At 43.9% G+C, this 23,491-nt stretch carries 27 protein-coding genes; 18 read left to right on the forward strand and 9 right to left on the reverse strand.

The genetic code is table 11. The features are described 5' to 3' along the window. Nucleotide 1: 1 nt before the first annotated feature. On the reverse strand, nt 2-589 hold the full coding sequence (locus DN752_RS16735) for a hypothetical protein (protein ID WP_112785014.1): 588 nt from the start codon (nt 587-589) through the stop codon (nt 2-4). A gap of 52 nt (nt 590-641) precedes the next feature. Beyond that, nucleotides 642-1,145, reverse strand: coding sequence for an NUDIX domain-containing protein (locus tag DN752_RS16740; RefSeq protein ID WP_112785015.1), 504 nt, complete (start codon nt 1,143-1,145; stop codon nt 642-644). 23 nt (nt 1,146-1,168) lie between these two features. On the opposite strand from DN752_RS16740, the gene DN752_RS16745 reads away from it, so the two are divergent. Together DN752_RS16745 and DN752_RS16750 are read left to right on the forward strand one after the other, a co-directional pair. After that, the gene (locus DN752_RS16745) at nt 1,169-2,596 is read left to right on the forward strand and encodes an ATP-dependent DNA helicase (protein WP_112785016.1); all 1,428 of its coding nucleotides are present in this window, start codon (nt 1,169-1,171) and stop codon (nt 2,594-2,596) included. A gap of 163 nt (nt 2,597-2,759) precedes the next feature. Beyond that, entirely contained in the window at nt 2,760-3,182 is a 423-nt protein-coding gene (locus DN752_RS16750) for a DUF1573 domain-containing protein (protein ID WP_112785017.1), read from the forward strand. Nucleotides 3,183-3,566: 384 nt separating this feature from the next. Here DN752_RS16750 and DN752_RS16760 read toward each other — a convergent pair whose 3' ends face one another. Together DN752_RS16760 and DN752_RS16765 are read right to left on the reverse strand one after the other, a co-directional pair. Continuing rightward, nucleotides 3,567-3,776: a hypothetical protein gene (locus DN752_RS16760; RefSeq protein WP_112785019.1), complete on the reverse strand. Its 210-nt coding sequence runs from the start codon at nt 3,774-3,776 to the stop codon at nt 3,567-3,569. A 476-nt stretch (nt 3,777-4,252) separates the two neighbouring features. Next, nucleotides 4,253-6,142: a DUF294 nucleotidyltransferase-like domain-containing protein gene (locus tag DN752_RS16765; protein WP_112785020.1), complete on the reverse strand. Its 1,890-nt coding sequence runs from the start codon at nt 6,140-6,142 to the stop codon at nt 4,253-4,255. Nucleotides 6,143-6,273: 131 nt separating this feature from the next. On the opposite strand from DN752_RS16765, the gene DN752_RS16770 reads away from it, so the two are divergent. Then, complete coding sequence (locus DN752_RS16770; RefSeq protein ID WP_112785021.1) at nt 6,274-6,936, forward strand: HAD family hydrolase; 663 nt, start codon at nt 6,274-6,276, stop codon at nt 6,934-6,936. Between the two features lie 85 nt (nt 6,937-7,021). Here DN752_RS16770 and DN752_RS16775 read toward each other — a convergent pair whose 3' ends face one another. The 5 genes from DN752_RS16775 to DN752_RS16795 all read right to left on the reverse strand — a co-directional run bounded on the left by DN752_RS16775 (nt 7,022) and on the right by DN752_RS16795 (nt 11,504). Further along, nucleotides 7,022-7,771: an SGNH/GDSL hydrolase family protein gene (locus DN752_RS16775; RefSeq protein WP_112785022.1), complete on the reverse strand. Its 750-nt coding sequence runs from the start codon at nt 7,769-7,771 to the stop codon at nt 7,022-7,024. Between the two features lie 63 nt (nt 7,772-7,834). Further along, entirely contained in the window at nt 7,835-8,884 is a 1,050-nt protein-coding gene (locus tag DN752_RS16780) for a S66 peptidase family protein (protein ID WP_112786591.1), read from the reverse strand. A 22-nt stretch (nt 8,885-8,906) separates the two neighbouring features. After that, a complete protein-coding gene (locus DN752_RS16785; RefSeq protein ID WP_245949274.1) occupies nt 8,907-10,166 on the reverse strand; it encodes a D-alanyl-D-alanine carboxypeptidase/D-alanyl-D-alanine-endopeptidase in 1,260 nt (419 codons plus the stop codon). 90 nt (nt 10,167-10,256) lie between these two features. After that, nucleotides 10,257-10,643: a DUF423 domain-containing protein gene (locus tag DN752_RS16790; RefSeq protein ID WP_112785024.1), complete on the reverse strand. Its 387-nt coding sequence runs from the start codon at nt 10,641-10,643 to the stop codon at nt 10,257-10,259. Between the two features lie 186 nt (nt 10,644-10,829). Beyond that, nucleotides 10,830-11,504: a YggS family pyridoxal phosphate-dependent enzyme gene (locus DN752_RS16795; protein WP_112785025.1), complete on the reverse strand. Its 675-nt coding sequence runs from the start codon at nt 11,502-11,504 to the stop codon at nt 10,830-10,832. 196 nt (nt 11,505-11,700) lie between these two features. Between DN752_RS16795 and DN752_RS16800 the strand changes: the two genes are divergently transcribed. The 15 genes from DN752_RS16800 to DN752_RS16870 all read left to right on the forward strand — a co-directional run bounded on the left by DN752_RS16800 (nt 11,701) and on the right by DN752_RS16870 (nt 23,488). Continuing rightward, complete coding sequence (locus tag DN752_RS16800; protein ID WP_112785026.1) at nt 11,701-13,239, forward strand: GH3 family domain-containing protein; 1,539 nt, start codon at nt 11,701-11,703, stop codon at nt 13,237-13,239. Nucleotides 13,240-13,243: 4 nt separating this feature from the next. Then, entirely contained in the window at nt 13,244-13,873 is a 630-nt protein-coding gene (locus DN752_RS16805; RefSeq protein ID WP_112785027.1) for a LysE family translocator, read from the forward strand. 91 nt (nt 13,874-13,964) lie between these two features. Further along, nucleotides 13,965-14,153 (forward strand): type II toxin-antitoxin system VapB family antitoxin, encoded by a 189-nt coding sequence (locus tag DN752_RS16810; protein ID WP_112785028.1) that lies wholly within the window; start codon nt 13,965-13,967, stop codon nt 14,151-14,153. After that, complete coding sequence (locus DN752_RS16815) at nt 14,146-14,538, forward strand: PIN domain-containing protein (protein ID WP_112785029.1); 393 nt, start codon at nt 14,146-14,148, stop codon at nt 14,536-14,538. The genes DN752_RS16810 and DN752_RS16815 overlap by 8 nt, the downstream gene beginning before the upstream one ends. A 337-nt stretch (nt 14,539-14,875) precedes the next feature. Further along, nucleotides 14,876-16,276 carry a glycosyltransferase gene (locus tag DN752_RS16820; protein ID WP_112785030.1) on the forward strand — a complete coding sequence of 467 codons (1,401 nt, stop codon included), beginning with the start codon at nt 14,876-14,878 and terminating at the stop codon, nt 16,274-16,276. A gap of 102 nt (nt 16,277-16,378) precedes the next feature. Next, the gene (locus tag DN752_RS16825; protein WP_245949539.1) at nt 16,379-18,502 is read left to right on the forward strand and encodes a peptidase domain-containing ABC transporter; all 2,124 of its coding nucleotides are present in this window, start codon (nt 16,379-16,381) and stop codon (nt 18,500-18,502) included. A gap of 7 nt (nt 18,503-18,509) precedes the next feature. Then, nucleotides 18,510-18,722 carry an HTH domain-containing protein gene (locus tag DN752_RS16830; RefSeq protein WP_112785031.1) on the forward strand — a complete coding sequence of 71 codons (213 nt, stop codon included), beginning with the start codon at nt 18,510-18,512 and terminating at the stop codon, nt 18,720-18,722. 78 nt (nt 18,723-18,800) lie between these two features. Continuing rightward, complete coding sequence (locus tag DN752_RS16835) at nt 18,801-19,010, forward strand: hypothetical protein (protein ID WP_112785032.1); 210 nt, start codon at nt 18,801-18,803, stop codon at nt 19,008-19,010. Between the two features lie 560 nt (nt 19,011-19,570). Beyond that, entirely contained in the window at nt 19,571-19,771 is a 201-nt protein-coding gene (locus DN752_RS16840; protein ID WP_162633242.1) for a hypothetical protein, read from the forward strand. Nucleotides 19,772-20,161: 390 nt separating this feature from the next. After that, nucleotides 20,162-20,791, forward strand: a complete 630-nt coding sequence (locus tag DN752_RS16845; protein ID WP_112785034.1) for a hypothetical protein — start codon at nt 20,162-20,164, stop codon at nt 20,789-20,791. A 1-nt stretch (nt 20,792) separates the two neighbouring features. After that, complete coding sequence (locus DN752_RS16850; protein WP_112785035.1) at nt 20,793-21,329, forward strand: peroxiredoxin family protein; 537 nt, start codon at nt 20,793-20,795, stop codon at nt 21,327-21,329. 212 nt (nt 21,330-21,541) lie between these two features. Further along, a complete protein-coding gene (locus tag DN752_RS16855) occupies nt 21,542-21,778 on the forward strand; it encodes a hypothetical protein (protein ID WP_162633243.1) in 237 nt (78 codons plus the stop codon). Between the two features lie 11 nt (nt 21,779-21,789). Continuing rightward, on the forward strand, nt 21,790-21,975 hold the full coding sequence (locus DN752_RS16860; RefSeq protein ID WP_162633244.1) for a hypothetical protein: 186 nt from the start codon (nt 21,790-21,792) through the stop codon (nt 21,973-21,975). Between the two features lie 58 nt (nt 21,976-22,033). Beyond that, entirely contained in the window at nt 22,034-22,252 is a 219-nt protein-coding gene (locus DN752_RS16865) for a hypothetical protein (RefSeq protein WP_112785038.1), read from the forward strand. Nucleotides 22,253-22,576: 324 nt separating this feature from the next. After that, the gene (locus DN752_RS16870; protein WP_112785039.1) at nt 22,577-23,488 is read left to right on the forward strand and encodes a glycosyltransferase family 2 protein; all 912 of its coding nucleotides are present in this window, start codon (nt 22,577-22,579) and stop codon (nt 23,486-23,488) included. Nucleotides 23,489-23,491: the final 3 nt, after the last annotated feature.

A 23,491-nucleotide genomic window follows, 5' to 3' on the forward strand; every position in this document is an offset into this window, starting at 1 on the left:
GTTATTCCCAGTTACCTGAGGTAGAAGCGTCTGTTTTGGATCCCACTCTCAGCGCTTTTTCATTGTTGTTTTGCTGTCTTTCTGGATTTACAGGAGCAGGGTCTCTGATCTCGAATACGTCGATAAGGGTTTTGCTGGCGCCTCTTTCTACTTTGTCAGCAAAGAACTCAAATGTCTTACCGCCTGATCCTGGCACCACGTTTAGGGTGTTGATGTTGAATTCAGGATATTTTCTTTCGTTGAAGAGTGAGTCCATTACATTGACAGAACCTAAGGTGTCGTATTTAATGGTCACTTCTTCTTCACCGTAATCCAGCAGTTTGGTTTCTTCAGTCTTCTGAACTATGAAGATGTTTCCATCTTCAATGAATTTTTTTAGATCCTGCCAGTTTCCTGAATATTCTCCGTTGGTGGCCAAGTAAGCCTGTTGTGCTTCTCGAAGCATTTGGAGTTTTTCGATTACTCGAGCTTCAATGTTAGCTATTCGCGTTTCTTCTTGCATGACATCGTCTACACCTTTGTAGAGCTTGTAGCCTACAGCCAAGGCTGCGATGAGAAAAACAATCGATAAGATTCTAGTCAAATTCATTTTTCAGTGGATTTTACTTCTTATATAAAGGTTGATGGTATCTAATAAGATGCTATTTTATGCATTTATTTTCAAAATTAAAATATCCTTTCCATATTCTTACGTCATTGAGCGATTTTATCTTCCAAAAAAGATGATGTTTTTCGTCCTTGGGAAGCTGTTGGATTTCATTTATATCCATGAACCTCACATCCTCAATGAGTTGTGAGGATTCTGGTAGTTCTGGGTCTGTGCCTTTGGTAAGTTGGCCTGATAGATGGGTTACCTCAAAAAAAAGCTCCACTGCATGAAGGGGATGTTTGATGTATTCGGTGACCGTCAATAATTCGCCAACCTGAATGGCTAAGCCTGTTTCTTCCAAAAACTCTCTTTGGAGGTTCTCGGGAGCCGTGGATTGGTAGTCCATCCCGCCACCGGGGACATTCCAGAAGTGTTTTTCGTTTCCCATCAGGTGCTTGACCATGAGGATCTTGTCGTCTTGTATAAGGACACCATTGACCCGTGTGCGCAATCTACCTCCAAATTTCTCATTGATTTCTTTTTCTAAATTCTGCATATAAGCTGTAGATTCGCTTTTACATGAATAAAGATAAGGAACATATCCCAAAGCCAGCTACGCTGATAAGGCAAAATTTTCCACATGTGCCTACCCAAGGGCAGGAAGCCTTTTTTGGATTGATGGATACTTTTTTGGATGATGGCTTTGATCAAAAACCCACTTGTGTTCTAAAAGGATACGCCGGGACGGGGAAGACCTCTGTCATTGCTGCAGTGGTGAAGTCTCTTTCAAAGCTGAATTTCCGTTCCTTGTTGCTGGCTCCTACAGGCCGTGCTGCCAAAGTAATGGCTGCTTACTCTGGCAGGATGGGGTTTACCATCCATAAGATCATTTACCGTCCCAAGGAGCAAGAAGGTTTTGTAGGATCAGCCTTTGACCTTCAAAAGAACTATTACAAAAACACGGTCTTTGTCGTAGATGAAGCTTCTATGTTGTCTGATGATGCCTTAGGGGGAAGCAACCTGCTTCGGGACCTGCTACAGTATGTATTTCAGCACCCCACCAATAGACTGATTTTGATTGGTGATACAGCCCAACTGCCGCCAGTCAACAGTGAAAACAGTCCCGCGTTGGACAGGGATTACCTTATTCATCACTACGGGCTGGACGTACTGGAAGCGGAGCTCACTGAGGTAATGCGACAGCAACTAGATTCAGGAATTCTCTTTAACGCTACGGAGTTGCGCAAGGAAGTGGTGAAAAAGAATCCAGTGATTTCGTTCAGGGTGAAAGGGTTTTCGGATTTTTATAAAATGACCAGTGAGCGCTTGGAGGATGGTTTGCGTTATGCTTATGATCAATATGGGTTGGAGAATACCATAATTATCACCCGCTCCAATAAGGCTGCCGTACAATACAACCAATATATCCGTAGGGCGATCCATTTTTATGAAGAGGAAGTATCCACAGGCGATATGTTGATGATTGTGCGGAATAATTACTATTATATGGCAGAATCCGATAAAGTGAGTTTTTTGGCCAATGGGGATTTTGTGGAAGTGGTCAAAATTCGTTCCTTTGAGGAGATGTACGGCCTGCGCTTTGCCACCTTGGAGTTGAGGTTGATAGATTATCCTGAAGAACCTTTTTTTGAGGCAAAAGTAATTTTGGATACATTATATACCTCATCTACTTCCTTGAGCGGAGAAGCTTCGCGTGAATTGTATCGGCAGGTCACTGAAGATTATGCAGGAGTGGAAAACAAAAAAGAGCGAAGGGAATATATAAAAAAGGATCCTTACCTGAATGCCCTTCAAGTGAAGTTTGCTTATGCGCTTACCTGTCATAAAAGCCAAGGGGGGCAGTGGAAGGTGGTTTTTGTGGATCAAGGGTATGTGACCGAAGACCAATTGGACACTGCCTATATTAGGTGGCTATACACGGCCTTGACGAGGGCGACAGAGGAGGTTTTTTTAGTGAATTTCCATGCTAATTTCTTTGTGGGGTGATAAAATACCCTGATAAAAAGCATATTGACTTGATTATTCTTTAAAAAATCGGAACATTTACGGAGTCATGCGTTTATAGAAGTAAGTGTGATGATAATTGTAAAATATATTTGGAACGGAAATTGCGTAATTTTCTATTAGTAATTAATAAAGACCAACTGAAATGAAAAAGTTAATTCTAATTTTTGCCGTGGCGTTTTCAGCATTTGCTGTGCAGGCACAGACTGAATCGGAGAATACTGCTGCTGAGAAAGAAGAAGTAAATGGACCTGTAATCAAGTTTGAGGAGACCGAGAAGGATTTTGGTGAGATTTCACAAGGAACTAAGGTGGAGCACACCTTTAAGTTTACCAACACGGGAACAGAAGTGCTGAAAATATCAAACGTGGCCGCTACTTGCGGATGTACCGTGCCGAAATGGCCGAAAGAGCCTATTGCCCCAGGTAAAACTGGTGAAATAAAGGTAAGCTTTAATTCTGCCGGCAAAATGGGCAAGCAACGTAGCGTCGTGAGAATATACTCCAATGCCTCTGAGCCTATCGAAAAAGTGGCCTTGATCTCCAATGTGACCAAGTCAGGGAAATAGTATAGCATCAAGATGCTAGACGAGAGATATTAAAAACCCTCCGGGAAAAATGGCTTTTCGCCTATTTTCCGGAGGTTTTTTTTTAGGCTGTTATGACAGCCTTTATGGATTCTTAAACATAGTGATGAGTCACAGGCTCAACTTTAGGCGTCCCTCAGTAAAATTGAAGGGACAACCGAGGTGTGTTTTTCGACAGCTTAAGAACATCCGGACTTGCGGTACTTGATCACTGTGTAGATACATCCGATGGTTGCAAATATAATGACTAAGAAACAAGCAAAATCCCAATAGGGAATAATATCATCAATTTTCATCAAAAGAAGCATTGAGACAATGATAGCTAAATATGAAATGATATTGATGGTGAGTTTTTTCATATTGGCATTAATAAAAATCACTTGGTCCACAAGCTCTCATAAAACTAATGGATGCTATGCCGCGACCTGCCATAGCAGTTACAGCCAAAATCCCTACACCACCTGTTAAGGCTGCTAGTCCAACCGTAGCAATTGTCCAACTAGCAATTGTCCAACCACAATCTTCACTCATTTCTCCTGTTATTTTTTCCATTCTGTCAAAACTTAACTCTTTCATAATTTACAGAATTTAATGTAAAACATTGGTTTATTGATAGGCTCAATTTATATGTGACCCACTGACATATCCTGACAGTCAGTTGTTTTTTTGTAAAACAAACCGTGCCACAGGCTTAAATTTAGGTGTCCCTCAGTACAGCTGAAGGGACAACACCGAGACGTATGATAGATGATTAAACCTCCGAGGAAGATGGATTGTGGCCTATTTTCGGAGGCTTTTTTTATTATGTATATCCGCTATGACACCAGTAATCACAGAGATATGAAATAGGTCCTCATAGAAACCACGGAAATCTCAGAAAAGCGTTGTTTCATTTTGGGGTTTCTGTGCGTTCCGCGAGAAATAAAACCTAGTGGCAATAAAGCGTATAATCAAAAAAGGATAAAACCCGCCAAGATGATCAGGGTTCGAAACATTTTTATACTAAAATTAAGTCGAGCTCAGGTCCTTAGCAAAACAGCATTGAAACTGGGTTAAAAGATCGTATTGGTAAAAGCGATCTTCACCTTCATCTGGTAGTTTTTGATGACTTTGAAGATCTCGATCAAGGTTACCTTTTCTATTTTGGTGAGGCTGTCGATGCTGATAAAGTTTTCGGGTTCCATTTTGTCCAGCATGATCTGTTTGGCTTGGCGGTCCAGCCGCAGACCCATCAGGTAATAATAGGCCTGCTTAAGTTCCAATAGTTCTTCTTCTGTGATATGGTTGGCCTGTGCTAGAGCATCCAGCCGTTCCCCCGTATTGGTCAGGAAAATCTTGTGCTTGAGCGCAAACACCCGCGTGATGTCCACGATGGGCGTCATGGCTTTTTTGATATCAAAAACCTTCTGCTCACCAACGGTGAATGTCCTGATCCCCTTAAAAAAGGTCAAGGGAGGTTCGTATTGGAGGGCATTGGTGGCCATGTTAAAGAAGAAGCGTTCCAAGGGCACATCCAGCTGCTTGTCCATGTAGTCGTGCAGCTCATCCAAAATGCCGAAGTCGCCATAAATCGGGCGGTTGTCGAAGAAAGTGGAATACTTCATGACCGTCTCTTGTGTGGACTCCATCATCCAAGCATCATAGTTGCGCTTCCAGTGGGAGAGGGAATGTGTCCATTTGGGGTTTTTGGCCATGAATCCGCCTTTGCAAAAGCTAAAGCCAATGGTGTCCAAATGTGTAGAGACTTTGTCGGCAAAGTCCAGAAAATATGCCCGGACTTCTTCACGATGTTCGTTGGCCTTGTCTTCGTAAATGATTGCGTTGTCCTGGTCGGTCTTGAGGGTTTGTTCCTTACGGCCTTCACTCCCCAAGGTAATAAAGACAAACTTCGACGGTGGAGGGCCTACTTCGTGGATGACATCATCTATCACGCGAAGGGCGATGGTATCAGAGACGGTGGTGATGACCTGATTGACCGTTTCGGATTTTACACCTCGCTGCAGCAATTGCTCCACGATGGCCGGTACTTGGCTCCATTTTTCCCGAAGCTCTCCCACAGAAGTGGCCTGCTTTACAGATTGGATAAAAAGAAAGGGCGATTGCGACTGCTCACTGAGGAGTTTGGTCCGGGAAATAAATCCCGTAAACTTCCCTTCGTTTTCTACCAAGAGGTATCGCGTTTTGGTCTGGAACATCAGGAGCAGGGATTCATAAATATAGGCATCCGCGTCGATGGAGACGATGTCCCTTTTGGTGATTTCCACCACTGGTGTGCTGGTGGGGATATTCTGCGCGATGACCTGGTCTCTCAGGGTGATGTCAGTGACATAGCCGATGATACTGTCTGCGTCATCGGTAATGAAGATACAGCTGGTTTTTTCCTCGCCCATGATTTTGGCGGCTTCGGCGATGGTGGATTGTCCACGTGCTGTGACCAGTTCACGTGGGTTTAGCGAGCCCACTTTCTGGGTATAAAAAGTATCAGAAGTGATGTTGTTCTGCTGGGGGTAATAGGTGGCGCCTTTGATAAAGTGTACGAATTCCGGCTCCAGCATACGTTCACCAAATTCCCTGACAAAATGATCCCTGAATGTTTGTTGTTCTTGACAAATCAGGCGAAATTCCTCTGGTGTGAGGCGCATTACCTTGGTGTTGGGGAGGGTGTCCACCGTCTGTAAGGAGATGCCTTTGTTGTACAGGAGAGAAATTCCCCCAAACCAAGCCCCTGGGCCATACTTTTCCACCCTGCGTTTTTTTTGGTTGCGGTCATAAAAGTATCCTTCAAACCCTCCTTCGATAATAAAGTCAAAGCCCTCAATGCCAGATTGGTTTTGGAGGTAAAGCCGCTGGGATTTGGTGTATTTTACTTCCGTGAACTTTTGGTTGAGCTGGCTTTGAACAGTGTCAGGGAGTGTTGTGAATGGCTTGGTAAAATTCACCATGGGTAATTCCTGTTTTAAAGTTGGTTTTCTAAAAGTATGAAAAAATCAAAAACTATTAGCGATGAAAAGAACCAAATTAGTGAGCGGACCGTTTTTACCCTTTGTCAACCTATTTTAAACCAATAATGACGATGAACAACAAAGACTTAACGTTTATTTTTGACCTTAACGGTACCATTATAGATGATATGCATTTCCACACCAAAGCTTGGCACCAGCTGTTCAATGAAGACCTGGGCGCCAATCTCAGTTGGGAAGAAGTGAAAGTGGAGATGTACGGAAAGAATCCCGAAGTGTTGGACAGGGTATTCGGGAAGGGGCATTTTACTCCTCAGGAAGCAGACCAGTGGTCCATGGAAAAAGAGAAAAGGTACCAGCAGGAGTATAAGCCCCATTTGTCCCTGATCAATGGACTGGGAGAGTTTTTTGAAAAGGCAGAGAAAGCCGGGGTAAAAATGGCGCTAGGGACCGCCGCCATTCCTTTCAATGTGGACTTTGCACTGGACAACCTAGGTATCAGAAAGTACTTCTCGTCCATTGTCACGGCAGATGATGTGAAGCTGAGCAAGCCCCATCCGGATACTTTTGCAATGGGAGCGGAAGCACTGGGAAGGGAACCGGAGGATTGTATCGTTTTTGAGGATGCACCGAAAGGCGTCGAAGCAGCCCAAAATGCAGGCATGAAAGCCGTAGTACTCACCACTGCCCACCCGAGGGAAGACTTCGATCAGTATTCCAATGTGCTGGCCTTTATTGAGGATTATGAAGATCCTTTTATCAAGGAGTTGATCTAACGTTTTAATTGTTAAACTGTCGAACTGTTTTATTGTTAACAATCATTCAGTTTGACAGTTTTCCCATTTTTCAATCTTCCAATTATTACAATCTTTCAACCAAAATCCCCTCAAGTTGCTGTGCCCAATAGCGATAGACATTGCCACTTGGATGGAGCCCATCGGCGGCCATATTGTCTTCTAAATGCCCGATTTGGCGGTATTTTTCCGTGATGTCGATGAAGGTGACGTTTTTGCCTTCCGTGATTACTTGTTGTGCCCGATTGTAAGCGTCGATTTCAGCAGCTATCTTTTCTTGGTCCACTTGCTGTTGCTCCGCAAACCGGGTGACACCCCAATCAGGAATGGAAATGACCACTACACGACTGGCATGACCATCGGCAAAAGCAACGGCCTCGTCTAATAACTGCTCAAATTCTGCTTTGTAATTTTCTACGGTACGTCCACGGTACTGATTGTTTACGCCTATCAGCAGGGTGACGATCGAGTAAGTGTTCTCTCTAATATTGGCAGCATCAATGCCTTGCTGGAGTTCGTCCGTGGTCCATCCCGTGGTGGCGATGATCTTAGGTTTGGTTACTTTTACTCCCTTTGCAGAGAGCAATTTAGCCAATTGGGCGGGATAGGTGTCATTTTCGCTGACCCCTTCACCAATGGTGTAAGAGTCTCCAAGTGCCAAATAGGTGATGTCTTCGGTGGAATTGGTCATGTCCTGGTCTTGGGGTGATGGTGATGAATTGGGTTTAGGTGATTGATTGGTGCCATTGGTGACACAGGCTGACAGTAGGATTGACAGCAGACTTATTAGGATCCAATAGAATGGTAAAGTTTTCATGCTTAAACATACGATGTTTATCGAAATGGGGATGATCAGAATAGCTTCGTCCAAACTCTCGTGCTAGTCCAGAAAGATGTTTTCGGTCATTTCAAAGATCCCCCGGTCGGCATCCATTTTTACATTGGCTCCTATGGGGACGATAAACTGCTTGCTGACATGGCCGATCATGGCTCCACGGTAAGCAGGGATGTCCAGTGGCTTGATATAGTCTTCCAATATTTGCCAGATCGTCAAAGAACCGTATCCTCCAGAGGGCTCACAATCCGAACATTGGCCAAAGATAAATCCGCTAATATCTTCCAGTGCTCCCATGAGCATCAGGGTGCTCATCATGCGGTCTACCCGGTATGGGTCTTCCCCGACATCTTCTAGGAAAAGGATTTTGTCCTTGAAGTCGGGAAGGTAAGGAGAGCCGGCGATTCCTGTCAAAACCGTCAGGTTTCCGCCCACTATGATTCCCTCGGCAGTGCCAGAAGTGATGGTCTGGATCCTGTTTTTCTTCACGATCAGGTCATCGCCTTTTTCCTGCTCATTTTCAAATCTCACCAATTTCTGGTCAAAGAACATTTGCTCAAATTGGTTGACATTAAAGTTGTTCCAGCTTCCGGTGCCATTAGGCCCGTGGAAGGTGATCAGGCCAGTTTGTGCATAGATGGCATTGTGAATGGCTGTGATGTCACTGTAACCAAGGATGGGTTTGGGGTTTTTCCGGATGGTTTTATAGTCCAAAAGGGGCAAGATCCGTGCTGCTCCCGAACCACCACGAATGCAGATGATGGCCTTGACATCCTCGTTCGCAAACATGGCATTGATGTCTCCTGCTCGGTCTTCATCTTTCCCCGCAAGGTGCCCGTATCGGTCAGTGAGGTGCTTTCCTTTTAGCACCCGAAATCCCAGCGCTTCCAGCGTCTCCTGTGCAAACTGGAACAGTATCTCGTCATTGGTAGCGGACGACGGGCTGACCAGTCCAACTAAATCTCCACGTTTTAGCGGCCTGGGCAGTAAGGTTTTTGAGTCTGTGGTGGAAGCGATCAGGTCGCTTTTGAGGGCCATCATCGGTGAGATGCCCGCCGTCAGTCCCAAGGCTTTGATAAATGTTCTCTTGTTCATGCAGGTGTTTTTTTGGTTGAAGTTAAAAATTATCCCGGACATACAATAATACCTTTTCCATCTCATTGATGACTTGACGGGCTTTGTAGGGGTAATTGTTGTTCATAAAGGCAAAGGCGTAAAGTTTGCCTTTTTTGGTTTTGATATAGCCGACCAATGAGTGATTATTGCTGATCGTTCCTGTCTTGGCAAAGATATACGGAGTAGGGGCGCGGTAGGCATTCTTGAGCGTGCCTGTCCTGCCTCCTTGCGGCAAAAGCCTGAATAAGGTGGTGTCTGGCACGATCTGGTAAATCTTTTCAGCAATGGATACCATGGATCTTGGAGTGAATAAATTGTACCTCGACAGGCCCGATCCATCCAGCCAGATAGGTTCGTCTTTGAGATCGGTAAGGTAGTTTTTCGTAACAAAGTCGATGGCCTCTTCAGCATTGAGCTTGAGCATCAATTCATCGGCGACCATCAGTAAGAGGTGTTCCGCTAGGAAATTGTCACTTTCGTGAAGCATTTCCTGATAGAGGCTGTCCAAAGGAATTCCTTTTAGGATAAAGTGGTTTTCGGGCAGTTTTTCCTTGGTGGGGATGACCTTTTTATTCAGCTCCTGACTGGCCAGCTGGGCAAAGGTCTCCGTGGAGGTGGCGAAGGGTACTTTGGTATCCCTTCCTCGGTACACATAAGTGTTGGGATTATAGTAAAACCGATTACTGCGAAAATCCCGCTCCACATCTTTGATGGCTTTGGTGGTGATGGCCAAGGCATTGGCAAAAAGCGGTGGTGACAAGGAAGGGGAGCGCTGAAGGTTCGTTATCGTGGCCAAATTCCCGTAAATGGGCAAAGGAGATCGTTCGGCAGCATAGGAATAATAATAGTCGTCCCACTGCCAGCCATACCCATAGGGTGTATCATCCCAGTTGCTGTCAGAAAAATAAATGTCCTCATAGTTGGCAAAGAACCTCTTCATGTCAATGTCCGGAACAGGCTTGTACTTCCAAGAAGGATCCCCAGTGCCCCAAATGATCACATCCTTTCCCTTGGGGAGATAGCGAAGGCGCTTGGAGCTATCCCCAAGAGTAACCAGCGCTGCATAATAAGTGAATAATTTGGTGGTGGAGGCCGGTGCAAAGTACAGCTCGCTATTTTTTTCATAAACCGTTTGCTGCTCGTCCAGGTCATAGAGCATAAAGCCTGTAAGGTGCTTTGAAAAAAAAGAGTTTTCTCCCAGTTGGTTTTCTAATGCTTTGACAGCTGGTTTACTTGCTTGTGCCCATAGTTGTATAGGCAAGCATAAACAGGAAATAAGGATTAAGTTTCTAGCTTCTCTCATAAAAAAGTAATTGCCTATGTGGTTGAAACAAGGGAGGTCATAATACCATCAGCTTTTAGCATTCGGCTTTGCTCCCAAAAAAACCATGATCCATCCGGCAATAAAAGCCACTCCTCCGATGGGCGTAATGGCTCCCAACCAAGTCACTCCAGTAGTAGACAGGACGTAAAGCGAGCCGGAGAAAATAATGATTCCAGCCAAAAATGCATAGATGGCAGTGTCCAATATTTTGGCATGTGGGAGTTTTGCCTGCAACAGCCCTACCATGAATATGGCCAAGGCGTGGTAAAATTGATACTTTACGGCAGTCTCAAAGGTGGCTGTCCGGCCAAACTGCTCCAAAGTAGCCGCCAGCCCATGTGCACCAAAAGCCCCAATGGCCACCGTTAAAGCGCCTAGGATCGCGGCAAGTTTAATCGTACTGATATAGTTCATCTTTTCGTTGATTGTTTACGTGTCCAAGGTCAGCTGTTTACTGTCCACGGAGAAAATTAGTTTTTTGAACCCGCACTGAATGCAGGCCAGTTTGTTGCCAAAATAACCCCACCTAACCTCCCCTAAAAGTGGAGGATGACAAATCTCAAATCTCAAATCTCAATACTCATTACTCAATACTATTATCTACCCATAATTTCTTTCACCAAAAATGGCACTGCCGATCCGGACCATGGTGCTGCCTTCTTCTTGGGCAATTTGATAATCTCCGCTCATGCCCATGGAAAGCTCCTTTAAGGCCATTCCTTCAGGAAGGTCTTCGGTGTTTAAGCGGTCCATAAGCTGCTTGAGCCCCGCGAATTCCGCTCGGACGACATCCTCTTTGTCCGTGTTGGTGGCCATGCCCATTAGCCCGATGACACGGACATTTTCCAAAGCAGCAAACTCAGGCATTTTGATCATTTCTTGGATTTCTTCCTCGCTAAAGCCAAATTTACTTTCTTCCTTCGCAATATGTACCTGCAAAAGGCACGCGATGGTACGGTCGGCCTTTTCAGCTTGTTTGTTGATTTCTTTGAGCAGCTTAAAAGAGTCCACCCCATGGATAAGGTGGATGAATGGAGCGATGTATTTGACCTTATTGCGCTGTAAGTGGCCGATCATGTGCCAGCGGATGTCGTCGGGTAACTGGGGTTGTTTATCGACCAGCTCTTGGACCTTGTTTTCTCCAAAATGCCTCATTCCTGCATCATACGCCTCTTGGATGTCTTCTACTGGCTTGGTCTTGCTGACAGCAACCAACAAACAATCTTGCTTTTTAAATTGCTTTTTTAACTCGGATAGGTTCTCTTTTATATGCATTCCGTTATTTTTATGCTTGAAAGCTGGACAGTCACTTGTCGCGGCCAATTACCATCGGTATCCAAAGATAGTAGGGAAGAGGGCTATTGGCAAATTATAAAGGTGGAGTAGAGCGGGGAAAGTGTTTAAAATCCGGAATAATCATAACAGAAATCAGATCATCGACTACTACATAAGATATTGAAGCGTAAAAAACATGGCTATACTAGGCACATTGCTAAAGAAAGGGATCAGACTACGGGAATCCCTCGAGCAGGAATACAGCTCTCCACTGGAACTTCAAAAGCAGGAATTGAAAAAACTGCTCATTACGGCCAGCAAAACCCAAATGGCCGAAAAATATGAATTCAAGGCCATACTTTCACAGTTTCCCAAGGCAGGAGATGATTTTTATAGGGCATATTCGGAGAGGGTACCTATTTATGATTATGACAAAATCTACGAAGAGTGGTGGCATAAGCTTCAAGAGGGACAAAAAAACGTCACTTGGCCCAAAGCCATCAAGTATTTTGCCTTGAGCTCAGGGACCTCGGGGAGTGCTTCCAAGTACATTCCCATTACCAAGGAGATGGTGAAGGCTATCCGTAAGACCGGGGTAAGGCAGCTGCTGACACTTTCCAAATATGACCTGCCTTCCAAGTTGTTTAACAAAGGTATCCTGATGCTGGGTGGTAGTACTGACCTGGAGTTTAACGGGACCTATTTTGCCGGTGACCTCAGTGGGATTACAGCCGGAAATCTGCCCATTTGGTTTCAGCGCTTTTATAAGCCTGGCCAAGAAATAGCCCGCAACAAAAACTGGGGAGAGAAGCTAGAGCAGATCGTGGAGAATGCACCAAAATGGGATATTGGCATCATCGTGGGCGTACCGGCTTGGTTGCAGATTTTGATCGAAAAGATCATCGACAGGTACCAAGTGGATACCATTCATGATATATGGCCAAACCTGACCATTTTTGTTCACGGCGGAGTGTCCTTCGAGCCCTATAAAAAAGGCTTCGAAAAACTACTGGCCAAACCATTGATTTACCTGGAGACTTACTTGGCAAGTGAGGGCTTTTTGGCCTTTCAGGCATTGCCAGACCGTAGTTCCATGCGATTGGTGCTGAACAATGGCATCTTTTACGAGTTTGTGCCTTTCAATGGACTTTACTTTGATGAGAACAGCGAGTTGAGAAGTGGCGTACAGCCTTTGAAGATCGATGAGGTGGAGGAAGGGGTGGATTATGCCATTTTGATCTCCACTTGTGCCGGGGCTTGGCGGTACATGATCGGCGATGTGATCAGGTTTGTCTCATTGGCAGCTAGTGAAATAGTGATTACGGGCAGGACGAAGCATTTTTTGAGCCTTTGCGGTGAGCACTTGTCTGTGGATAATATGAACAAGGCCGTGAAAATGGCCGAGGACGAGCTGAATATTCATATTCGGGAATTTACTGTTTTGGGCGTGCCTCATGGGACTTTGTTTGCCCATCGGTGGTTTATTGGTACAGATGACGAAGTGGATAGCGATCAGCTGTGTGCCGTGATTGACAATAACCTCAAAATGCTTAACGATGATTATGTGACCGAGCGAAAGCACGCGTTAAAGGAAGTCAGGCTGGATGTTCTGCCCTCTGCGGTATTTTATGACTGGATGCGCGAGCAGGGCAAAGAAGGAGGACAGCATAAGTTTCCTCGGGTACTGAAAGGCCCCAGAATGGAGGCTTGGCTGGAGTTTTTGGAAAAACAATAGTCCAATGGGGGGTTCACTGGTAGAAGGAATAGGCATGGGGTTGGTGCTGAGTTTGATCATTGGCCCCGTCTTTTTTGCGCTCATTCAGAACAGCATCGAGCATGGTTTCAGGATCTCGATGTTTATGGCTCTGGGAATTTTACTGAGCGATACCGTCTATGTGGTGATTTCCTATTTTGGCGTAAGCTTTTTGACCAATAACCCAGCGTTTAAGGCAGGGCTTGGGTATGTGGGCGGGGCGATCATGATAGGCTTTGGATTGGCCAGTTTTTTTAAGAAAGGAGTTTCCAGACCAAATTCAGGGGGAGTATCACAAAAGACACCTCCCCGTCGTAGAAAGGGCTTTTTAAAAGGGCTTAGCCTAAATGGTGTGAACCCTTTTGTGCTGCTTTTTTGGATCTCTATCGCAGGGGTGGTGCAGCTGAAAAAGCGGTATGGCCCAGGTGATGTTTTTGTGTTTTATGTGGGCATGCTGCTGACGGTGTTCAGTGTTGATTTGCTCAAAGTTTATATTGCCAAAAGGCTGAGTAAATTCATCACACCCAGGCTAATGATGCATATGAACAGGGCGGTAGGTGTGATATTGGTGGTTTTTGGGATTCGGTTACTTTGGTATGCGGTGAGCAAGTCCTGATAAACGTGAGATGGCATAGGACGGAGGAACTTTTTTGGTGACAAGTTCGTAAGATAGGCATAAATATTTATGTATATTAACATAATTTATTATGCGTACGACATTGGATATACCTGAAAAACTCATTCGTGAAGCAATGGAACTTACTGGTGCCCGGACCAAAAGTCAATTGATAAGAGAGGCCTTGGAAGCCCAAGTGCAGCAAATAAAAAGGAAAAGGTTGTTGACTTTTAAAGGGGCTATCGACTTGGATTCGGTAAGAAAGAGAAAAGATGGATAGGTATATGGTGTTGGTGGACAGCTCCGTTTGGATCGATTATTTTAAAAAAGGAGAAAATAGGCTTTTGGATAATCTGATTGAAGAGGATTTGGTATGTACTAACGAGTTAATACTGACGGAGCTTGGGCCTTTTCTGAATCACCGCGGAAGAACCGATATCTGGGATAGTTTACAAGCTCTTCCAGTCATTCCATTGAATATCGATTGGGAGCTGATTAGAAGATACCAATCGATCAACTTACAGAATGGGATAAACAAAGTAGGTATTCCTGATCTCATTATTCTACAACAGGTCATTGAAGAAAAAATCACCATGTTTAGCTTCGATGAGCACTTTAAGCTAATGGCCCGGTTACTGACTTTTGAACTTATCGATGCTGTATGAGTTGCAAGGTGTTTCTTCTGAGAATGTGAAAATTAGTTAGGTAACAGTAATTATTTTCAGTGGAAAACTGTGCTCTTTTCAAGAGCCTTTTTAAAATACATTAAAAGTCTGAAGACTTTTTTGAGTTTGGGTCCAAGTCTCCAGACTTGGACCAATCGTGCCATGAATGCCTCGAATCAATCATGTATCCGTAGGTGCATCACTTCATCATTTCCTCCTACGATTCCATAGCAATTAAGTAATAATTCAGTGGTTTTAGTTGTTTTTCACCCTGTTTTTAACGGAGGTAGTTTTCTAAATTACGGAGACTATTTTTAGTTAAACAGGGTGATTTTTTATGGATAAAGAAAGAAGTGTTTTTGAACTAAAAATGCAAAACAGCGGAGGGTCAAAAAAAGATAGAAAAACCGTTTTGCTTGACCCTTTTCCTGCCATGGGGCATGTAAATGCCTTTTTGAATCTGGCTGAATGGTTGCGCAGGCAGGGATTTAGTCCCGTGTTTCTCATCAGTTATGAATATGAGGAAAAAGTAAGGCAGGCTGGTTTTGACTACTATGTCGTGACTCCGATACTATTGATCCCAGCCAAATACGAAATAAAGCAGGAAGGGGTATTTAGGTTTTTTCTGGATAACCTCTATAAAGGACGGGAATACTCCGGGAAGGCGTTTAGGGAAAAAGCTGAAGATACCTACGCTAAGGTTTTTAGGGTAGAGGACTGCAAACTGGTGTTGCTTGACATCCATTATAAAGCAAAAGCCTTGTTTTACCATTTTAAAGGGATCGAAGTAATACAAATATCCACAGCGATGCTTCCTTTCAGGCATCTGGGTTCTCCTCCTTTTCAGTCCAGCTTTGTCCCTTATTTGGGATGGTTTTCCGCCTTAAGAGTATCGGTTTTGTGGGCAATGAATAGGGTGAAACGGGATTTTCGAAATTCGATAGATTATATCTTAAGTTTGGGACAGACAGATCTGAATATCATGTTAAAGACCTACGCCCAGCGCAAATATACATTTGAACGCAATAGGGCGCTGGGTTGGGGAATAAGCGGGGTTCCAACAGTGGCTACCTATCCCAAGGCGTTTGATTTGGTGGATTTTAGTAAAAGAGGTGATGTCTTTTATTTGGATGAATTGCCTTGTCCTGCTGGGATGGGACTTGGCGACCCTCGGCTTGTAAGTATTGTGACACTTAAAAAGATTGAAGGGAAGTGTTTGGTCTACTGTTCGTTGGGTACGGTGACAAAGGAGTTTCAGCGTGATTGTGAGCGTTTTTTCAATAAAGTCCTTGACGTTGCCAAAGCAAAGACCAAGTTACATTTTATACTGAATATAGGCCAGCACTTCGATGTCCATAAGCTCGATGATTTACCTGATAATGTGTCGGTATTTGATCGGGTGGAGCAGCACCGGCTACTGAAGGAAGTGGATGTGATGATCAACCACGGCGGGATCAATTCCATCAAAGAGTGTATTGTTAATGAGGTGCCCATGCTTGTTTATCCACTGTCGCCATATTGGGACCAGCCAGGGTGTGCAGCCAGGGTAGTGAAGTGCGGTTTGGGGCTCAAGGGAAATATTCGCAAAGATAGTTCCCGACAGCTCTTGGGTAAACTGGATACCCTATTCCGAAACCTTCACCTGTATCGTTCGAATATCAGGACTTTCCTTGGGCAGGTAGATCAAGATAAAAGTGAAAGTGTCAACAGGTTAATTGACCTGTTAAATGATGAATAAAAGATTTTTTTAAAAACCCAAAATGACAATGAAAAGAACCATTAAAGAACTACGGAAAATCCACGTCCAACAGCTGGGGAGTACTCCTGTGGACTGGCATGTCTGAGCTCCCTTTCAGCATACTATGAGGGAAGTATCTCCCAAGAGAAGCTGCGGGAATCCAGTGGTACCACGATCAATGGAACCACTATGCTGGGGCTTTTACAGGCAGCCGAGAAAATTGGCTTTGAAGCAAAGGGCTTTGAGGCAGGTATTGACCACCTCAAGGAGCTTTCCGATCCAGTGATCCTCCATGTGGTGGTGGAAGGCAAGCAGGAACATTTTGTGATAAGTTATGGGTTTTTGGAAGGCCGTTTTGTGTTAGGAGATCCTGCCAAGGGCATCTTGATGTATTCTGAAAATGAGTTGGCGGCGGTTTGGCAATCCAAGACCTTGTTGACGGTCACACCAGGAGTGAATTTCCAAACCCATAAGACTGACAAAACGAACCGATGGAGGTGGTTTAAGGAATTGATCAAGGAGGATATTCCTATTCTTACCGTAGCCATGACCTTGGGGATACTGATGGCTCTGGCAGGATTGTCTACGGCCATTTTTTCGCAAAAGCTGATCGACGATTTTTTGCCAAACCACGAAAAGGAAAAGATAGTAGTTGGCCTCGCTGCCTTGGCTCTGCTGCTAGGCTTAAGGGCCCTATTGGGTTATATACAAGGGGTGTTTATGGCCAGGCAGGGAAAGGAACTTAATATTCGGCTAGTAAAATCCTTTGTCCAAAAGATCATTCGCCTGCCGATACCTGTCCTGAACGGTTACAGTACGGGCGACCTGGTGGCAAGGATGAATGATTCGATGCGAATCCGAAGGACGGTGGCCCTCCTGACCGGAAATGTTGCGATCAATGTCCTAGTGGTGTTGGTTTCCCTCGGGTATATTTTGCACCTCTCTTGGCCCGTTGGGCTGGTCTGTCTGATAGGCTTGGTTTTCTTTACAGTAGTGGGCATCCGCTTCCATAAGCCTATATTATCGTTTCAAAAACAAGTAATGGAGGCACACAGCCAAAATGAAGCCCAGTACCTGGAATCCCTAACAGGAATTCATACCGTGAGATCCTATGGCAAGGAGGAGGTATTTCAGGATCGGGTCAATATGGTCTATGGACTGTACCAAGGCAAAAGCTATGATTTGGCCATTGTGGCAAATAAATTTGGCTTTTTTACCCAACTCGTATCAGCAGTATTCCTAAGCTTGATGTTTGCATTGGGAGTGTGGATGATTTTGGAAGAACACCTATTGCTCGGCGAGCTGATGGCCGTATTGGCTGTAGGGGGAGGCATCATTCCCGGTGCGGCCTCCCTGATCATCGCCAATATCCAACTTCAGGAAGCTAAGGTGGCTTTTGACAGGCTTTACGAGATAGCCTCTCTGGAAAAGGAAAACCCAGGAAGGGATACGGGCATGAAGGGAATTCATTTGGGAGAGCAGGGAAATAAACTGGCCATGGAGAACGTATCCTTTAGGTTTGCCGGACAGCGTACTATTTTGTCTGATGTGAATTTTTCCCTGGATCAGGGGAGAATGGTCGCACTATTTGGGCAAGTAGGCTCGGGGAAAACGACACTGGTCAATTTGTTACAGGGATTTTATACACCAGAAAAGGGATGCCTTAAGATAGGGGACAAAACCATGGATAATTGGCTTCTTGCGAACTGGAGAAAGCAGCTGGCGGTAGTATCCCAGACCGAAAAGGTCTTTAATACTACGATACTGGACAATATCTGCCTGAGCCATGATGCTGAAGAATGGCGACGTTGCGGGGAGTTTTTAAACCAGAGTGGACTGGAAAGGTTTTTTGGGCAGTTTGATCAAGGGGTGATGAGCCTATGTGGAGAAAATGGCCAAAACCTCAGTGGAGGCCAGCGGCAGCTGGTGGCCATCGCACGGGCCCTTTATAAGCAACCAATGTTTCTGGTGCTGGACGAAGCCACTTCGGCGATGGATTTCGATACGGAGCGGCAGCTATTGCTGCTGCTGAAAAGAGCCATGTACGGCCATGGGATGGGGGTAATGCTGGTCACCCACCGGGTAGGGCTGGCAAAGCAAGCGGACAGGATACTGATCCTCAAACAAGGAAGCATTACCGGAGAGGGAGCCCATGAAGCACTCGTCCGGGGAAATAACGAATATGCAGAAGCCTATCAACAGATCATCAGCGAAACCACTAAATAACGGTACCATGGGAGGACTGAAATACTACGAAAGAACAAAGCTTCTGATAGAGCTGATCGAAAAAAAGAGGACAGGTAGTCCCAAAGACCTCGCACGGAAGCTAGGGGTAAAGGAAAGAATGGTTTACCGGATTTTGGACGACTTAAAACTTTCGGTTCAGCGAAAGATCCGATATTGTCGCGATAATAAAAGTTATGTTTTTTTGGAAAAAAATGACTGACTGTAATGAAATGACAGTGAAGTGGGTATAAATTGGGGTTATCAATAAATCAATGTTTTACATTAAATTTTGTAAATTATGAAAGAGTTAAGTTTTGAAAAAATGGAAAGAATAACAGGAGGAATGAGTGAAGATTGTGGTTGGGCAATTGCTAGTTGGACAGCTGCTACGGTTGGACTAGCAGCCTTAACAGGTGGTGTAGGGATTTTGGCTGTAACTGCTATGGCAGGTCACGGCATAGCATCCATTAGTTTTATGAGATCTTGTGGGCCAAGTGATTTCTATTAATGACTATATGAAAACACTAACCATCAATATCATTTCATATTTAGCTATCATTGTCTCAATGCTTCTTTTGATGAAAATTGATGATGTTATTCCCTATTTGGATTTTGCTTGTTTCTTAGTCATTATATTTGCAACCATCGGATGTATCTACACAGTGATCAAATACCGTAAGTCCAGATGTTCTTAAGCTGCCGAAAAACACACCTCGGTTGTCCCTTCAGTTGTACGGAGGGACGCCTAAAGTTGAGCCTGCGTTACAGTTTGTTTCACAAAAAAACAACTGACTGTCAGGAAATGTCAGTGGGTCAGATATAAATTGAGCCTATCAATAAATCAATTTTTTACATTAAATTCTGAAAGAGTTAAGATTTTAGAGAATGTTAGAGGGGGGGTACCCTTAATTGTATCGGTGTAGGTCTTGCAATAGTGGGATTAGGTGCTGCTGCAATTGCTTCAGGCCCCATTGGCTGGGCATGGGGTATTGGGGTAGGAGCCACTTCAGCAGGAGGCTTACTTAGTGCTTATGGTTGCGGTTATGATTTAGCGTAATAGAAATGATCATGAACAGAGAAAAATCTATAACATTTACCATCTTTGTCTGTTTTGGGTTATCTGTTGGTCTTTTGATTTTACAGTTAATCAAGTTTGATGGTATTTCAAATGATGGATTGATGACAAGTTCTTCTTTTATTGCTTTTTGCCTGCTTTCTGTGGGATTAGGGATCCTAGGTGCGGTAAGAATCAAGAATCAGAAAGCTTGACTACCAGCCATATAAGTTTGAATTTAATAATATCCAGAAGGGCAATTGTAAGTCCTTTTGGGTATTCTTGATATTGATTTACTTATTGTAATGGTATAGGGCGTGAGCTAGTAGATATGGATAGGGGTTTAATAAAAGGAGGGGTAATTGTACTTCACCTTATTGTCATGATCGTTTTACTGTTGGATTTATTTGAAATAGTGACCAACAAGTACATACCTGTAATCTGCTATGCTGTTATTTTAGCTTTGCTTGTATTAACTCTAATGCTAAAGAAAAGAAAGTTTTTTTAACAATTGACACGGTACAGCTAAGTGGATTTATAATGAAACTTTGGGGTCAAGCGGTTGCTGACTACGAATTTAATAACCAGTTTACTGTTTAGTTCTTATGAAACCATTTTTGATTTTATTGGTCTATTCATTGGCTTTATATTTATCAACACTTTTGTTGATCGACTTTGAGGGGATGCTGCTGAACGAAATGCTAAATGAGGATGCGCTTGAACTGTCATTTAAGGAAGTCCAGACGGCCATCGACGAGGTGCTGTATTGGAACAGGTTCAGTGCGCTGTTTGCTTTTCTGATGTTTACAGTCAAATGTTTTTTGGTGGCAGTAGTGTTGTATGCAGGGCTATTCTTTGCCGATCGGCACAAGGGGGTTAGGCTGGGGACGCTTTTTGGTATTGCCGTATATGCGGAGGTGGTTTTTGTGATCGCCGGACTGGTGAAGCTGGTGTATGTATCGGCCTATGGCCTCAGCTATCAAGAGTTTGCTGCCTTTTACCCCTTGTCGCTGATCAATCTTTTTGATGTGGAGAACATTCGTCCTGTTTTTAATTATCCGCTTCAGTTGGTGAACCTGTTTGAGTTGGTCTATGTATTTGTACTGGTGTATTTGGTAAAGGAGGAACTGGAACTGAGCATGCCGAGGAGTTCCAGTATTGTCTTGGGATCTTATGGGACGGCACTGTTTTGCTGGGTAGTATTTGTCGTTTTTATCACCCTGAACATGTCCTGATATGAGGAAGAAACTGAAGTTTGTGGTGCTTTTTTTGGTAATTGCCTTTCTTGGGATAATGGGGTACCTGATCATGGATAGGGTAATGGAGAAAAATAGCGTAGCAGAAAGGATCAGCCAGTTTCCAGAGTTTACGCTTTATAGGCCTGACGGGGAAAAGTTCACCACCGACGAGCTGCCCTATGATCGACCGGTCATCTTGATCTATTTTAACTCTACCTGCCACCTGTGTGAAAAGGAAATCCGGGCCATTAGGGAAAGACAGGAAGAATTTGGCGATATCCAATTGCTATTGGTATCGAGCGAAGAGGGTAATGTGATAGGGGACTTTGCCAAAAGGATGGAACTGGAAGATTGTAAAAACATACATTGGTTCCAAGATAGGGATATGGAGGTGGCTGTTTACTATGATGTGGGCAGTGTTCCGGAGATTTTCTTATATGGCTCTGACGGTAAATTGGTCAAGCGTTTTCAGGGGACGGTGAAGGTGGAGAGGTTATTGGAAGCGTATGTGAGTATTAAAAAGGAAAAAGTCTGAAGACTTTTTTGAGTTTGGGTCCAAGTCTCCAGACTTGGACCAATCGTGCCATGAATGCCTCGAATCAATCATGTATCCGTAGGTGCATCACTTCATCATTTCCTCCTACGATTCCATAGCGATTAAGTAATAATTCAGTGGTTTTAGTTGTTTTTCACCCTGTTTTTGGTGGCGGGGAATTTTTATATTGTAGTTCTAAAATGTTGATTGTTATGGAGTTGTTAGTGAAGATAGTGAAAGTCCTTTTTAGTTTTTTGGCAAGTGTTTATTTGGTTTACCTGGCCTTTGAACATAAAGCAGATTTTTCGAGTGGAGAGATGACTTTTGTGATGAGTATGATTGGAGGAGGGATTTGCCTTGCTTATTTCTTTAGTGGGCTGCACAGGTTGGTGATGAATGTCCCGGCGGTGTTGATTTCCTTGATGCCAACGGTTCTGGGGTGTATATGACCAAAGGGCTCATGGACGGGGAACAAATCATTCGGGTAATTATTCTGGGGTTGGCTTTGCTGCTCATTGGATTGGGATGGTATGGGTATTATATAAGTGAAGTAAAGCTCATTACAGCAGTATTAAACTCTGTAGGAATGGTGTTTTCATCTATCGGCTTGATTCAAAGGATCGTCAATGAGGGAAATGCAGATTAGTTTATAATGATTAATCAAAAAAATAAATAGTGGTTTTGTTGATTTGCAGCGTACAAACATGAATAAAAGGAAACTCATACAATTCATCAAGATCAATGATGTCGTTATGTACGTAGGCACGGTAGGGTGCTATGTCTTTTTATTGGACATGGCATTTGATTTTATGGAAATCCCCTCATTGGCGGTGGCCTTTGTGCTGATTACCACGTCTATTTCCGTTTTATTTAAGACCCGTTTAGCTGCGAAATTAAAGGGGTATGAAAAAAGCTCAGATTGAAGATGTTATTTTCAGGGAAATCGCTTTCAAACTATTAGTAAAGAGATGTCAGCCTGAATTAAATAACTTCATGGGGTTATAAGCGATTTCCCTGATATTATTTTGCTTGAGATACTACTTGCCAGCGTACTGTACATGGTGTTTTTGGACGGCTTGTTGACTGAGGGGGGTATTCAAGAATGGCCAAGTTGATGTTTGGTATGTCTGTGATTATGCTGATTTTTCGGGATCGGCGGCGTAAACAATAGGTTCCGTAAAAGTCTGAAGACTTTTTTTAGTTTAGGTTCAAGTCTGGAGCCTTGGACCACTGACAGGTGAAAAATCATGAAAAAAAAACCATTGGTTTCAGTTATCATGCCGTGTTATAATGCGGTCAAATTTATTGGGGAGGCCATAGAGAGTATTCTTTTGCAATCATTGCCCGACTTGGAGCTCATCATTATAGATGATGGGTCTACAGATAGTACGGCAGAGGTGGTGGAAAGGATAAATGAAGAACGGATCAGATATGTCCGCTTTGATAAAAACAAGGGGAATTATTTTGCCCGTAACCGAGGGCTCGATCTGGCTACCGGACGGTACGTAGCAATGGCAGATGCAGACGATATTGCTTACATGGACCGCCTTAAAATCCAATTTGAACATATGGAAGCCCATCCTGAAGTAATGGTTTTGGGAGGGCAATGTGATGTGGTCGACGAGGAGGGGAGTTACATTGGGGAACTAAGGCGGCCATTGGCCTACGATGAAATCAGGGTGGCTTTATTGCAGAATAATTTTGTCCATCAGCCTACACTGATGTTTCGTCGGGAGTTGGTGGAAAAGGGCTATTGCTATGACGAAAGCTTCCCTTGTTCTGGGGATTATGATTTTGTATATAGGATAAGCCGATTTTTTCGGATCGTAAATTTGGACAAGGTGATCGTAAAGTACAGAAGGCATCCCCGTCAATTGTCTACAGCGAAAAGGGATCTACAGCACCAGTATGCGGACAGGGTAAGGGAGTGTCAGCTGGTCGATTTCGGTATGGTTTTTTCTGGAAGGGAGCTTGAAATTCATCAAAAATTGGCGAAAGGAAATTATTTGGATAATAAGGAACTTTGGACTGCAGAAAGGTGGATTAATAGCTTGTTGGAGCATAATATGGATAATGATATTTATGACCGTAAATGTTTTTATGAGTTTTGCCAGAGATTGTCGGCTGCAGCCGTACGGAAAAACCATCTAGGCAAATAGTTC

Source organism: Echinicola strongylocentroti, assembly GCF_003260975.1.
Classification (GTDB): Bacteria; Bacteroidota; Bacteroidia; order Cytophagales; family Cyclobacteriaceae; genus Echinicola; species Echinicola strongylocentroti.

Bases quoted from the DNA above. Each gene is read 5' to 3' on its own strand.
- DN752_RS16780 (WP_112786591.1), bottom strand. From the start codon at position 8,884: ATGAACAAGAGAACATTTATCAAAGCCTTGGGACTGACGGCGGGCATC.
- DN752_RS16850 (WP_112785035.1), top strand. From the start codon at position 20,793: ATGAGGAAGAAACTGAAGTTTGTGGTGCTTTTTTTGGTAATTGCCTTT.
- DN752_RS16740 (WP_112785015.1), bottom strand. From the start codon at position 1,145: ATGCAGAATTTAGAAAAAGAAATCAATGAGAAATTTGGAGGTAGATTG.
- DN752_RS16760 (WP_112785019.1), bottom strand. From the start codon at position 3,776: ATGAAAGAGTTAAGTTTTGACAGAATGGAAAAAATAACAGGAGAAATG.
- DN752_RS16860 (WP_162633244.1), top strand. From the start codon at position 21,790: ATGGACGGGGAACAAATCATTCGGGTAATTATTCTGGGGTTGGCTTTG.
- DN752_RS16790 (WP_112785024.1), bottom strand. From the start codon at position 10,643: ATGAACTATATCAGTACGATTAAACTTGCCGCGATCCTAGGCGCTTTA.
- DN752_RS16805 (WP_112785027.1), top strand. From the start codon at position 13,244: ATGGGGGGTTCACTGGTAGAAGGAATAGGCATGGGGTTGGTGCTGAGT.
- DN752_RS16815 (WP_112785029.1), top strand. From the start codon at position 14,146: ATGGATAGGTATATGGTGTTGGTGGACAGCTCCGTTTGGATCGATTAT.
- DN752_RS16770 (WP_112785021.1), top strand. From the start codon at position 6,274: ATGAACAACAAAGACTTAACGTTTATTTTTGACCTTAACGGTACCATT.
- DN752_RS16820 (WP_112785030.1), top strand. From the start codon at position 14,876: ATGGATAAAGAAAGAAGTGTTTTTGAACTAAAAATGCAAAACAGCGGA.
- DN752_RS16775 (WP_112785022.1), bottom strand. From the start codon at position 7,771: ATGAAAACTTTACCATTCTATTGGATCCTAATAAGTCTGCTGTCAATC.
- DN752_RS16800 (WP_112785026.1), top strand. From the start codon at position 11,701: ATGGCTATACTAGGCACATTGCTAAAGAAAGGGATCAGACTACGGGAA.
- DN752_RS16840 (WP_162633242.1), top strand. From the start codon at position 19,571: ATGAACAGAGAAAAATCTATAACATTTACCATCTTTGTCTGTTTTGGG.
- DN752_RS16765 (WP_112785020.1), bottom strand. From the start codon at position 6,142: ATGGTGAATTTTACCAAGCCATTCACAACACTCCCTGACACTGTTCAA.
- DN752_RS16810 (WP_112785028.1), top strand. From the start codon at position 13,965: ATGCGTACGACATTGGATATACCTGAAAAACTCATTCGTGAAGCAATG.
- DN752_RS16745 (WP_112785016.1), top strand. From the start codon at position 1,169: ATGAATAAAGATAAGGAACATATCCCAAAGCCAGCTACGCTGATAAGG.
- DN752_RS16870 (WP_112785039.1), top strand. From the start codon at position 22,577: ATGAAAAAAAAACCATTGGTTTCAGTTATCATGCCGTGTTATAATGCG.
- DN752_RS16835 (WP_112785032.1), top strand. From the start codon at position 18,801: ATGAAAGAGTTAAGTTTTGAAAAAATGGAAAGAATAACAGGAGGAATG.
- DN752_RS16865 (WP_112785038.1), top strand. From the start codon at position 22,034: ATGAATAAAAGGAAACTCATACAATTCATCAAGATCAATGATGTCGTT.
- DN752_RS16795 (WP_112785025.1), bottom strand. From the start codon at position 11,504: ATGCATATAAAAGAGAACCTATCCGAGTTAAAAAAGCAATTTAAAAAG.
- DN752_RS16735 (WP_112785014.1), bottom strand. From the start codon at position 589: ATGAATTTGACTAGAATCTTATCGATTGTTTTTCTCATCGCAGCCTTG.
- DN752_RS16750 (WP_112785017.1), top strand. From the start codon at position 2,760: ATGAAAAAGTTAATTCTAATTTTTGCCGTGGCGTTTTCAGCATTTGCT.
- DN752_RS16830 (WP_112785031.1), top strand. From the start codon at position 18,510: ATGGGAGGACTGAAATACTACGAAAGAACAAAGCTTCTGATAGAGCTG.
- DN752_RS16845 (WP_112785034.1), top strand. From the start codon at position 20,162: ATGAAACCATTTTTGATTTTATTGGTCTATTCATTGGCTTTATATTTA.
- DN752_RS16855 (WP_162633243.1), top strand. From the start codon at position 21,542: ATGGAGTTGTTAGTGAAGATAGTGAAAGTCCTTTTTAGTTTTTTGGCA.